The organism is Alphaproteobacteria bacterium (genome assembly GCA_026400645.1).
Taxonomy (GTDB): domain Bacteria; phylum Pseudomonadota; class Alphaproteobacteria; order Paracaedibacterales; family CAIULA01; genus JAPLOP01.
Genome location: JAPLOP010000030.1, coordinates 47603 through 60060, shown reverse-complemented (window position 1 = coordinate 60060; position 12458 = coordinate 47603). Strand labels below are relative to the sequence as shown.

Sequence of the window (12458 nt, the reverse complement as noted above, 5' to 3'; positions counted from 1 at the left end):
CACGGATGCGACCATCCCTTTCTGTTTTGTGACGTTTTAAAAGGTCTGTTCGAAGTTGCGGAGATAAAATTTTATTCATAGAGCTATACTTGACATAGTTTATGAGAGAATGCACGGAAAATCATGTAAGAGGGGTATATAAGCTCTGACATCGTATTTTTTGATCTCGTTACATTAAATATCAGTGCCCTATAAGCTTATTTTTTAGGTGCATGATATTCAGGATACAATTGATTAAGCCCATTCCCTGCATTAAGCCTCGTTTCATCAGCGACTACCGAAAGGCTTTCCAAGCCGGGTAAATTAGTTCCACTAGCATCAGGCCGTTGGCTATACGGTTTAGACGAATTAGTATCGTGCTCTACCACACGCTGCGTCCTGGGATCATCATAAGCAAGACCAATGCCGCTATAATTCTGTCCGCCGTATACTCGAGCTTGATAGAGAATCATTCCTGCATCCTGTAATTTGCGGTGTATTCCATCAAATGAACGCTGTTGTCGAGACCCTTCGGGGAACATTTTAGCTGCTTCGCTTAATTCTTGGGCTTTCTGCAAAACGACACGCATTTCATTCTGAAGGTCTTCATATTTCGCCTCAAATACCCGTCTTTGCGCATCAGGAACTGCCGCAAGATCTGCAAACGAATCGTGTCTTTCAAGTCTAGGTGATCCTGGTTCTTGAAGATTCGCTGAAAATGCACTACCGACAACAAAGGGTACCGCAAGCGCCAATGAAATTAATTTTAATGAATTCATGTTGTTTTCCTTTTGTAAAAAATTTATGTTAAAATACAAATTAGAGCAGATTCACAATCTAAATTGCCTCGTCTGGATTTATAATCCTTACAAATGACCAAAGGAAGTGCGCTCTAGGTATATCTATATATCCACTCAATCACCACAATAACATTTAGTAGTTAAAATCATATTAATTTTCAAGTAAATTTTCACTTCGAATTTAATTTAGAAATTTCTAAATCCCTTACAAAAGATTCAAAAATCGGCAAAGCCACGCGAGAGCCCGTTTCGCCCTCGCCTAATGATTTTGGCACAAAAAAGCCAACAAATGTTCCTATTAAAAGCGTTCGCCCGTCCTTTGTTCGAACAAATCCAATAAACCAGGCATCTTTGTAATCATTTGTCGATCCCGTTTTCCCACCCAGGACAATATCCAGCTCCTGCGCTAGTGGTAAAAGGCGCCTTGCCGTACCCCGTTCCACGACACCCTGCAGAATATCCGTCATTGTTTGGGCGATGTCCGCGTCAATGATTTGTTCATCCCCATTATGCGGTTCATAAACAATTTCACCCTTCCAATTTTCAACCTGATGACAATAAATCGGGGTGATTTTCTTTCCACCATTCACAATTGTGGCATAAGCCGCCGTCAAGCGCGTTAACGTTGTTCCACCCGCCCCCAAAGCCATCGCAAGCTGCAGTGGCATATAGTCGGTAATGTTAAAACGATACGCAATATTTTGAACGGCCCGCATCCCGATTTGCATGGCCAGACGAACTGTCATTTGATTGCGTGAAAATTCCACGCCCTGATAAAGCGGACAAGGGCCATTTGATTGTTTCGTAATATTTTGAGGGGAATAAACGCCCATCCCCCTGCCCAGACTCACGTTCACAGGAGCATCATCAATAATCGTATCCCTTGTATATCCCCGTTCAAGGGCAGCCAAATAAACAAAGGGCTTAAATGCCGAACCCGGCTGACGGCGCGCTTGGGTTGCACAATTAAATTGGCTGATCGCGTAATCGTATCCACCGCTCAGGGCAAGCACATGCCCTGTATTAGCATCCATTACAACAATTCCGCCGGTTACCTCTGGAATTTGAAATAACGCATCTCCTGCGACCAACACAACATCCCCCATGGACAGGGACTCAAGCACCCCCTTAAATGGTGAGTTAACCAAGGCTGATATTTCCCCGTTTTTAAACCCAACAACTAAGGCAGTTTGGGCAGGCGTCAAAACAACTGCCAGTCGCGCGCCCTGCATGCCCGGAACCGCCGGGATTTTTCCAAGATCCCTGGCCCACACAGAATCGGGACCCCTGGCGGTGCTGTCGGTTACATTAATTCTGGCAACAGGCCCCCGCCAATGATGTCTTTTGTCATAGTCAGCCAGGCCCAATCTTAAGCTTTTTTCGGCATACCCCTGCAGCGCCGGATCTAACGTTGTTAAGACACGAAAACCCTTTGTGAAAATGGCTTTATCCCCAAACTTTTGTCCCAGTTCACGACGAACTTCGTCTGCAAAATAATCTGCCTGTACCATGGGTAATTCTTTTGATGTGATCGTCAGGGGTTCTTGTTGGGCCGTTGCGGCCTCTGAATTCGTTATGATAGCCTCCTCCGCCAGGCGATGAATAACCCAATCACGGCGTTCCTTGGCCTTTTTTTGTTCTTTAAGGGGATGATAGTTTGAGGGGGCCTTTGGCAAGGACGCCAAAAATGCACATTCTGACAGAGTCAGATCATCAAGTTTCTTGTCAAAATAAGTCAAAGCCGCCATCCCTACACCATAGCTTCTAAGACCTAAATAAATTTCATTGAGATAAAGCTCCAACAGGCGATTTTTTGAAAGTGCCGATTCCAAACGAACAGACATGATCGCTTCTTTAACTTTGCGCGCCAAAGACCGTTCATTGCCAATCAAAAAGTTTTTCGCGACTTGCTGTGTAATGGTGGAGGCACCCGTCGGATTCGCCCCCCAATGCCCCCTGATTGTGTTTTTGATAAAGGCCCGAAGCAAACCTAGGGGATCAACCCCAGGGTGAGAATAAAAATTTTTATCCTCCGCCACCAAAAATGCTTTGATCAACAAGGGCGGCATCGTATCGATTGGGACAAAAATTCGCCTTTCCTTGGCAAATTCCTTTAACGGTTGCAAATCATTGGCATATAGGCGGCTCATCATTGCTGGCTGATAGTCCTTTAAGTACTGATACCCCGGCAAACTACGACCGTAATAATAAAAGACAAAGAAAACACAGGCAGCAATGCCTGCCAAGGCGGCGATAAACAGTGTAAGAGTTTTAAGGACAGATTTTAGCATGGGTACAGGATTTTTTGGCGGGGGATATGCCTGTCTTTTTCTTGTCGGCTTACAAGAATTACCCCGTCATCCCGTGGCTTGACCACGGGAACCATGTATTCCGTTGTGGATCCCGTGGTCAAGCCACGGGATGACGGGGGGTGGCCTTGTGTGATGCGGGGTTCAGGGACAGAGCCTGGGCAATCCTGGATTGCTTCGTTGCTACACTCCTCGCAACGACGTCGTGGCGTGCAGGGCGCAGCCCGACAAAGCAAACCAGGCCCTAGGATACCAAGAACAACGAAGCTTTTTGGGGATTCTTGCATTGACCTTAGGTTAAAGTATTAAAATCAAGTTAAACTGCATAATAATACCCTTTTTAACACAGCGTGCAAGTTATTTGCGCAAAAAATAAATTGCAAAATTAACCTAGAATTAACCCCCCCCCGCATACTAAAACATATAGGACGCAATAAAGCGACTTATAAAGTCGACAAATCCTGTCAGGCAATGTTGATTTAAGGAACAACTTAGTTATATCATAAGGAAAAGGAATAGAAAATGAATTACATAAAAGCAATCTCGGCCGCAATAGTGCTCACCACGGCGACCAGCTGGGCGACGCCAGGGACAGTCAATCTGCAGATCATTCTGTCACCACAGGAGGTCTTGACAAGAGCTATAGGTGCCCAGCCGTTTGATATGATCCTGGGTCCAGTAAATACAACAATGAAGGCCATAGCAGATCCGGCAAACCACCTAATACCAGATAACACCGCAATAATAAGAACTGATCAGTACATAGACCTCGTGATTCGCACAATGATAAAGAAAGGGTTATTAACATGGACAGGACCTAGGGCACCGGACGGAGTTGGACAAGGACTAGGTTATTAACCCTAGCTCGGCCCCATGAGGGCGACATCAAAGTAGCCTTCACTACAGTTTTCCTCCGGTCCTGGATCGAGTCCTAGGACAGACTTTGACCGGGGGATCCATAACACCCGAACACACTGATACTGTTTTCACAACCCCCCCTCAGCCACAGATCCCAAGATCCCGCCACAGCCAATGCACGGCTTCCACAAATTCCTCAATCTGATCAACAGTATGGGCCGGGGTCACCGTAATCCGTAACCGTTCCTGCCCCCTTGGGACTGTTGGGTAATTAATGGGCTGAACGTAAATACCAAATTCAGACAACAATCGTTCCGCCAGGATTTGACACAAAAACGGGTCGCCCACAACAATGGGCACGATATGGCTGTCGGAATCCTTAAAAACCAATGACGTCCCACGCAGCCTGTCCTTTAGCCGTCTGACATTCTGATGCAGTTTATCCCGATACGTTTGGTCAGTTTTAAGGATTTCGATGGATTTTTGGGCCGCCGCCGCAACAGCAGGGGGCAATGATGTTGTGAAAATGAATCCCGATGCATAGCTTCGGACGAAATCAACGATTTCTTTTGATGCCGCAATATATCCCCCAACGACGCCATAAGCCTTTGCAAAGTTTCCCTGGATAATATCAATCGAATCCGCCAACCCCATTTCGGCTGCCACACCATTTCCCATTGGGCCATAGATTCCAACGGCATGAACCTCGTCCAAAAATGTTAGCGCGTTATATTCTTTTGCCAGGTTACAAATTTCCTTGATTGGGGCCCGATCGCCATCCATGGAATATACTGAAACAAACACAATAACCTTGGGTCTTTTTATATCCACACTTGCCAATTTATGACGCAAATCAGCCAAGTCATTGTGATGAAAAACGTATCGTTCTGCCTGGCTATGGCGGATACCCTGAATCATGGATGCGTGATTTTTTTCATCGGAGAAAAAAACGCAGTCGGGCAATCCCTCGCCAAGGGCACATAACGCCCCCTCGTTCGCGGTATATCCCGAACTAAAAATCAGACTGGATTCTTTATGGTGAAGGGATGCCACCGTTTGTTCCAACAGAACATGGGCATGCGACGTTCCGGAAATATTGCGCGTACCACCCGCCCCTGCCCCGTATTTTTGGGCACCCTCGATAAAGGCGTTGGTAACATCGGGATGGTGGCTCATCCCCAGATAGTCATTACTGCACCACACGATAACCTTTTTCGTTTGGTCACCATGATGCAGCAACGCATAGGGGGCCTGCCCCGCTAACCGTTCAAGATCAGCGAAAATTCTGTACCGCCCCTCGTCTTTGAGGGACTGCAGTTTCTTTGAAAAAAATGTTTTATACTCAATCATTGCAAAAATATTTTGCACCAAACCAGTTGCATGGCGCAAGGGTTTTAACAAGCGATTTCAGTACATCTACTGCATGAAATGGGCTCGATTATACTTCCAATCGATAAAGCCTTGTCAGTATTTAAAATTTATGTAACAGTAAGTCATTAAATTCCATCGAAAGATTAAAAATGGTACGTTTGATTTCTCGACTTTCTTTTATTTTGATTTGCTGCTCGTTTCTTGGTTATGCAGCCGACGAACAACAACTTGTTCCCACAATATTTGGGCCTCAGAAAACTGATCACCCTATTGTCTATGCTTTGTTGGATTCAAAACCCATGCAACGAATCAAAAATGTCGATCAATCTGGCGCCCTTTATTATTTTGGGCATGTCCCCGCCTATAGCCGATATGACCATTCCGTTGGGGTTTGGGCCCTATTGAAAATGTTCGAGAGTTCTGTCGGGGAACAGGTTACAGGGGTTTTACACGATGCCTCCCATACTGCTTTCTCTCATACGGGGGATTATTTATTTGGTCACATGAGCAAGACAAATTCATACGCAGAAAATCAACATTCGTATCAGGATAAAATTCATCTAAAATTCCTGGCAGAAGCAGATCTTCTTGAGATTTTAGCATGCGGTGGATTATCCCTTAGGGATGTAGACCCAGACAACGGATCGAATCTTGCTCTGGAACAACCACTGCCCGACATGTGCGCCGACAGGATTGAGTATAATTTGCATACAGGCCTCCTTTTTAATAAAATTACCGCAGAAGAAATTCAAGACGTCATAAAGGATTTACGATTCGATGGAAAGAAATGGTTTTTTATTGACACAAAGTCAGCTTTAAAACTGGCCAATTTATCATTAGACTTTACAAAAGATTTTTGGGGTTCCGATTGGAATATGGTCTTTAACTATTATTTTTCACAGATCCTGGAGAAAGCCATCTCCCTTGGGCTTATCAAAGACAAGTCGGTAAGGTTCGGCACCGATATGAAAATCTTTAACGTGTTGGTTTCATCCAAAGATCCCTATATACAGGCCCGCATGGAGGCATGTCGTGCTATTCGCACCCCTCATACCGCCTTTGAACGTATATCAGGTGACGGGTCGTACGATATGTATTTCAAGCCCAAGTTTCGAGGGATTGACCCGTTGGTAAAAGTTGGCACTCAACTTGTGCGGTTATCGGAACTGGATCCAACCTTTGCGCAATCCTATAGCGACATTAAAGACTATTGCGAAAAAGGATTCAAGGTAACCCTTTCCGTTAAATAGAGAGCTGTAGTCTCGCAGCATGCAAGTTAAACCAATCGCGGATAGGCCCAAGCGCCGGGCACGTGTCAAAGGATCGATCCAAATATCCCCACAATCGGGAAATGTGACATAAATAATTCGAATTACCACCCCGCATAGCAGCACGCGTAAAAATCCCCAGAACCTTTGTATGGCGCCCCGCACCCAGAATGGTGGCCGCCTCCCGATAATTGGCATGGTCATTTTCCGGAACCGTATCCAAAAACAACTGCCACAACCCATTGATTAGCGAGGGTGTCGTATCACACCTGGCATCCTCTATCAGCGATATGAAATCATAAACAACAGATCCCCACAGCGCATCTTGGAAATCCAGCAACCCACATTTTTGGACATCCTCTCCTGATTCAAGCACCATCAAATTATCCACATGATAATCCCGCAGAACCAAACTGGACGGCACAGGAGGCATCGATTCAAAAACCAATTGCCAACGTTCCATAAAATCCTGTTTGATGGCCAGGGGGGCGTCTGATCCAGTCACAAACGGCCAATACCAATCGATAAAAACACCAACCTCGGCCACCAGTTTCTGGACAGAATAAAGCGGTACATCGGGCGGCTGAACGATAGCATTTTGATGAAGATACTTAAGCACATTCACGGCCATTGTCAAAAGCCCCTCCTCGACCTCCGGGGTTTGTTTTAAAACTTTGGTAAACGTTTGATCACCGAAATCCTCCAGCAAGACAAAGCCCACATCCAAATCCTGTCCAATGATTTCCGGGGCCCGAAGACCGACGCCTTTTAGGTAGTGGGCAATCCGAATAAATTGTTCTGGGTTTTCAGGCTTTGGCGCATCCATCAGGATATGACCCGGGGTGCCTGCTTTATTCAGGCGATAATACTGCCGCAATGACATATCACTTGCTAGGAAATTTAGATCCTCAGGACAAAAGGCAAAGCGTCGAATAAATTCATTTCTTATGGGTATTCTTTGCATTTTGGTTTTTCCAATCGATAGGATCGTGTAGTTTCATCAATAAAATCCAGATAAATATCCAGGCGTTTTTTTGGCAAAAATGACCCGGCATTTTCCGGCCACTCGACCAAACAAATGTGCCTTTGAAATGCCTCCAACAAGCCCAATTCGGCTATTTCCTCGGGATCGTTCAGGCGATATAAATCACAATGCCAAAGCTCTCCTTTGTTGGTTTGATAGGTTTGAACCAAGGTAAACGTGGGGCTTGGAACATCTGCATTTTGATCCCCCAAAAGCGCCTGAATGAAAAACTTGGCAAACGTTGTTTTGCCCGCGCCCATCTCCCCCCACAAGGCAATGCAGCACGGCGAATCGATTTCCAAAGCCAGGGTGATGGCTTCTTTTTTCAGGTCATCGATGGTAAAAATGCTATGGGACAATTTGTACAGTGTTTCTCTGGGTGATCAATAGACAAGTGGATGGCTTTACAAAAAAATACACGCCACCCCTTTGAAAAGGGAAATGGCGTGTATGAAAATAACCTATTCCTTTAACAGGAATTTATAGGGAGACTGCTGCTGCCTTAGCCGTTTGTGGGGCAACTGCCGGACGCCTTTTTTCGGCGATACGGGCGCGCTTACCGGTACGGCCACGCAAGTAATACAATTTTGCACGACGAACAGCACCCTGACGGATGACTTCGATTTTAATGTTGGGGGAATAAAGGGAAAATACGCGTTCTACGCCTTCTCCGGATGAAATTTTGCGCATACGAAAGGATGAATTCAGCCCGCGATTTTTGCGTCCAATAACGACGCCTTCAAACAGCTGTGTTCTTTCTCTCTCGCCTTCGACGACTCTGACATGAACTCTGATGGAATCACCTGCACGAAAATCAGGAATTGATTTTCCGGCCAGCAATTTTTGGACTTGTTCTTGTTCAATTTCTTGTAATAAATTCACTTTAGGTTTCCTTTTTTTTATCAAGATACGCATCCCATAAATCTGGGCGACGTTCCTGTGTTATTATTTCTGCTTGTGATAAGCGCCATGCGGCTATTTTCTTGTGGTCACCTGACAGCAGTATTTCAGGCACGACCTTTCCTTGCCAATTTTGAGGTTTAGTATACTGTGGATATTCCAATAAATCCAGCTCAAAACTTTCTGATTCCAAGGATTCTTGCTTGTTGACGATTCCTGGCAATAATCTGACGCAGGCATCCATCAACACCAGGGCCGCCATTTCGCCCCCGGACAAAATATAATCGCCAATGCTGATTTCAATAAGGCTATATTCCTGTTGCCAATGGCGAATCACGCGATCATCAACCCCCTCATACCGACCGCACAATAATACGCACCCGGCTGGATGATCCTTGATTAATCGACGGGTGTCTGCTTGCTGTAATGGCTTTCCCCGGGGGGTTAGGTAAATGATTGCTGGGCGATTATCCTTTGGATAGGCTTCCAATCCGGCTTGCAGCGCCCTGTCCACAACATCTGCCTTTAATACCATCCCAGCACCCCCACCCGCACAGGTATCATCAACGGTACGGTGTTTGTCTGTGGCAAAGTCACGGATGTTGATGGTGTCCAGCTGCCATAGCCCATCCTGCAAGCCCCGTCCCGCCAATGAATGCGCCAAGGGCCCAGGGAACATCTCAGGAAACAACGTTATAACGGTCGAACGCCAAACAGGAAACAATGAATTATACTTTCAAAATTCAGACAAGGATGAATCAGTTTGCAACAATAACTGTTGCTCTGGTTCAATGTTGATACCGGGAATCGTCTGCCATTCTAATGTCCCCATGTGATTGCAGGCCGGACATAAAACCTTCCAATCGTCGGCCTTTGTATGACATGCCTTGCAATACCACCCCTCGGTATGGGGGGCCTTGGATGCCCGTTTCAACCACAAACGACTCGCCTCTGGGGCATCGGGAAATTGTTTTTCTTCGATCTCCGCCATAAGATTACAGATTAATTGACTGTCACCGTATTCCAAAAGGGGGGTTAGGTGACTTTTTGCCTGCCCCCAGAGATGCGCCCGAACTGCGGCCACAGCCATAATCCAAGAACTTTCCGGATGACTAGGGTTCAGCTGGGACAGACTTTCAAGCGATCTGTATTGTTCCACCGGCTTGACATCCAAAAGCATCCCAGACCAGGCATCCCCCAAAAGACGATGCGGGCTAATTTTATATGTGACCCCTATGATCTTTTGCGCTTTTTTTGTATCCCCCCGCCTGTGATAGGATTCGGACAACTTAACAGCAAAAATCACATTTCCAGGAACCAAATCGTACGCTTGCTGGCATAAATCATGGAACAAAGCAGGATCGTATTTCTGACGCTCTGCCTTGAGCCACAAAAGCATAGCCTGATGGGCGTTTGCCTTTTCCTTTGGTAAAAACCGATACAGATTCTTTGTTTGAATTTGCGATTCCTGGCCACTTAGAATCAGATTCAGCTGATTTTTGAGGACTTTTTGCTGAACCCACGGCGAATCAGGGCGCAACGCAACGGCTTTTTGCAAAAGGGTTTCGGCATAAATCCAATCTTTTTGATTCAAAGCCAACAAGATAAGCCCGTGAAGTCCAAAAAATTTTGTCTTGTCGTTCTGCTCCAGTTGCTTGAAATAGATTTCTGCATTCTCGAAATCTTTGGCCATGAAAGCCGCCTGCCCTGCCACGAAAGAAAACAAATTATGATCAGGGATAAGGCTTTCCGCCGATTTGATGGCGCCTTGGGCTTCTTCTGGTTGTTGGGCCACAATAGCTGTCAGGCTTTCCAAAAGGAGATCCTCGCCCCGTAGGTATTTTTTCCGCTGGACGTATTCGTTACGTCTTTTTGGGATATCCAACAACTTCCGCCAGAAATGATGAAGCAGGATCAGGCAGGCCATCGTCGCAAAAAAAACGGCCAGCATAACGGCGATTGGCATTTCCAAAGAAAACCCCAACCATCGGAGAGAGGCATCCCCCGGAAACAAAACAAAGAGGATGCCAATACAACAAACAAGGGATAGTTGTAGAAAAAATCGAGTTCCATACAGCCATCCAGCGGTCATGATGCAACCCTTTTGCTGGCTTCGCTACCCAAAATAGCCTCTAGGCGATCCTTAAGCAAAACAAATGATGATTCGAGAGCTTGACGATCCTTTGCATCCTTTTCCCATTTCTTGATAAGAGAAGAGTATGTTTTGATTTGCGTCTTGATGATCCCGATACAATCCACCAAGCGCCCGGCTTTCAAAGTAGTCACAGCTTTCTCGAGCGCCTGTATTTCATCTTTCTCCAAGGAATTCTCTACAACGCTTCGGACGCGTATAAGGCTCAGGAATTTATTTTTGATAGCCCCCAACCAAGAAACTGGCGCATCACTGGCGGCGTTCTTGTGAGATAAAGATTCACTCGCCAGGGTTTTATGAAGCTCGGTCAGCTCCTCCAAAAGAACAGGCTGAGTTTTTGTGGCATGCTGAGCGTGCGGCAAAATATGCTGAATCAAGCTGGCAGCCGATGAATCAATCTGCAAAACAGTTGGGCTGATTTTCTCAAGGATCTTTGAAAAAGATTCCCCATCCTGGAAATGTGATTTGATTGTATTCCACTTTTCAGTAAGGTCAATCATGTTTGGCCCGGGAGCCACTTGTGCCACCGATTGCGCCGATTGATCCTTTAATTTGTTCTTTACCTGATCGGACAGCTCATTAATATTTTTTGAAAAACCATCCATTTTTTCCTGGATATCGGTTGTTTGGCTACGCAGCTGTTGAATTTCAGCTAACTGTTCCTGTTGCCGCTGAATCTGCTTTTGCAATTCATCGGTTTTAACCATCAAACTATCACTATCATGCATCAGCTTTGCAATGTTCTGGGAGGATGGAAATAGCCACTTTTCTAATGTAGACCCAAAAGCGTATATAAACGACAGGATGACCCCCACCAGAACGAGGCTAGAGAGCAAGTTTACTAAGAAGTTCTGGAAAAGGTACGATGGCAATGCGCTCCACCTTAATACGCTCCATTTCATAAATTCCTCAGCCTTTGCTTTTATTTCATCGGCTTTCTCTTTCACAAAGGCATCGGCTTTTACTTTTGCTTTTGTGGCTTCAGGTGCTTTCTCTTCAGGGATGACATCGTCAGTCGGTAGACTATTTTCTGTTTTCATGATTGTTCGCTATGCCTCAAACTGTTCTTTCAAATTAACAATTAATAACTCGGTCGTTGGTGCTATTATCCCATTTTTCCACCAAGTTTTGTCAAGCTTTTCTTCTATTTTTGGACTTAAAGAAAGCGTCGAAAAACACGAGAGAGAACCGGCCAGATTATAACACAGACAAAGTTTTAAAAATACATCGACGGTGCGCGGAGAATAAAAAGTGACCCATCCACCTTGGTTCGTTCTTAGAAAATCAAGAGCCTTGGGTGACAGTTCCGTTTTTTCGATGCCCTTATAAACAATGGCCGTGCCCACAATGAATCCCTGATTTTTAAGCAGCATCGATATATCCGCCTGAACAAAATCACCACAACAGTAAAGCAGGGGGCCATTCTTTGGCGACAAAACCCCCTCGATATACCGAACAAACGTAGCCGCATTTTCCACAGCGCTAGGGGGCGATACAACATACAAAAACCCAAGATCACGAGCCAGTTGCCGCGATTTCCGCCCGACACACATCAGTAAAAACGCACGCTCAGTCGTCTGCGCAGCCAATGCACGAATCGCCATTCCTGACGTCACAAGAACAGCTTGATAAGACCGTATGTTTTCGCCTAGTATGATTTCACATGTTTGATATTTTATTTGGATAAGCGGCTCTGCTATTGTTTGAAAACCTGCAGCCTCAAAGGCTAGCACCGTTAAACTGTTGGCGGGCTCTGGGCGGGTAATCAAAACCGTTGGCAGCATGAATTATTCAATA

Annotated in this window: 13 protein-coding genes; 2 read left to right on the top strand and 11 right to left on the bottom strand. The window is 45.6% G+C overall.

Features of this window, described 5'->3' with window-relative positions:
- Positions 1-197: 197 nt before the first annotated feature.
- The 3 genes from NTX76_05235 to NTX76_05225 all read right to left on the bottom strand — a co-directional run bounded on the left by NTX76_05235 (position 198) and on the right by NTX76_05225 (position 3375).
- The gene (locus NTX76_05235) at positions 198-758 is read right to left on the bottom strand and encodes a hypothetical protein (GenBank protein ID MCX7338665.1); all 561 of its coding nucleotides are present in this window, start codon (positions 756-758) and stop codon (positions 198-200) included.
- Positions 759-949: 191 nt separating this feature from the next.
- Positions 950-3070: a PBP1A family penicillin-binding protein gene (locus NTX76_05230; protein MCX7338664.1), complete on the bottom strand. Its 2121-nt coding sequence runs from the start codon at positions 3068-3070 to the stop codon at positions 950-952.
- Positions 3064-3375, bottom strand: coding sequence for a palindromic element RPE4 domain-containing protein (locus NTX76_05225; protein ID MCX7338663.1), 312 nt, complete (start codon positions 3373-3375; stop codon positions 3064-3066). The genes NTX76_05230 and NTX76_05225 overlap by 7 nt, the downstream gene beginning before the upstream one ends.
- A 235-nt stretch (positions 3376-3610) precedes the next feature.
- Between NTX76_05225 and NTX76_05220 the strand changes: the two genes are divergently transcribed.
- Entirely contained in the window at positions 3611-3946 is a 336-nt protein-coding gene (locus NTX76_05220; protein ID MCX7338662.1) for a hypothetical protein, read from the top strand.
- A gap of 141 nt (positions 3947-4087) precedes the next feature.
- Here the strand turns inward: NTX76_05220 and hemA are convergent, their stop codons facing one another.
- Positions 4088-5296 (bottom strand): 5-aminolevulinate synthase, encoded by a 1209-nt coding sequence (gene hemA, locus NTX76_05215; GenBank protein MCX7338661.1) that lies wholly within the window; start codon positions 5294-5296, stop codon positions 4088-4090.
- A 170-nt stretch (positions 5297-5466) separates the two neighbouring features.
- On the opposite strand from hemA, the gene NTX76_05210 reads away from it, so the two are divergent.
- Positions 5467-6567 (top strand): phosphohydrolase, encoded by a 1101-nt coding sequence (locus NTX76_05210; protein ID MCX7338660.1) that lies wholly within the window; start codon positions 5467-5469, stop codon positions 6565-6567.
- On the opposite strand, the gene NTX76_05205 is transcribed toward NTX76_05210, so the two are convergent.
- The 7 genes from NTX76_05205 to NTX76_05175 all read right to left on the bottom strand — a co-directional run bounded on the left by NTX76_05205 (position 6560) and on the right by NTX76_05175 (position 12445).
- Positions 6560-7549 carry a phosphotransferase gene (locus tag NTX76_05205; protein MCX7338659.1) on the bottom strand — a complete coding sequence of 330 codons (990 nt, stop codon included), beginning with the start codon at positions 7547-7549 and terminating at the stop codon, positions 6560-6562. The two genes, NTX76_05210 and NTX76_05205, sit on opposite strands and share 8 nt — an antisense overlap.
- The gene (gene tsaE / locus NTX76_05200; GenBank protein MCX7338658.1) at positions 7531-7968 is read right to left on the bottom strand and encodes a tRNA (adenosine(37)-N6)-threonylcarbamoyltransferase complex ATPase subunit type 1 TsaE; all 438 of its coding nucleotides are present in this window, start codon (positions 7966-7968) and stop codon (positions 7531-7533) included. Before tsaE ends, NTX76_05205 begins: the two co-directional genes overlap by 19 nt.
- Before the next feature lie 121 nt (positions 7969-8089).
- Entirely contained in the window at positions 8090-8491 is a 402-nt protein-coding gene (rplS, locus tag NTX76_05195; protein ID MCX7338657.1) for a 50S ribosomal protein L19, read from the bottom strand.
- A 1-nt stretch (position 8492) separates the two neighbouring features.
- On the bottom strand, positions 8493-9233 hold the full coding sequence (gene trmD / locus NTX76_05190; GenBank protein MCX7338656.1) for a tRNA (guanosine(37)-N1)-methyltransferase TrmD: 741 nt from the start codon (positions 9231-9233) through the stop codon (positions 8493-8495).
- A 12-nt stretch (positions 9234-9245) separates the two neighbouring features.
- On the bottom strand, positions 9246-10601 hold the full coding sequence (locus NTX76_05185) for a hypothetical protein (GenBank protein MCX7338655.1): 1356 nt from the start codon (positions 10599-10601) through the stop codon (positions 9246-9248).
- Positions 10598-11701 (bottom strand): hypothetical protein, encoded by a 1104-nt coding sequence (locus NTX76_05180; protein ID MCX7338654.1) that lies wholly within the window; start codon positions 11699-11701, stop codon positions 10598-10600. Before NTX76_05180 ends, NTX76_05185 begins: the two co-directional genes overlap by 4 nt.
- A gap of 9 nt (positions 11702-11710) precedes the next feature.
- The gene (locus tag NTX76_05175) at positions 11711-12445 is read right to left on the bottom strand and encodes a uroporphyrinogen-III synthase (protein ID MCX7338653.1); all 735 of its coding nucleotides are present in this window, start codon (positions 12443-12445) and stop codon (positions 11711-11713) included.
- Positions 12446-12458 lie beyond the last annotated feature (13 nt).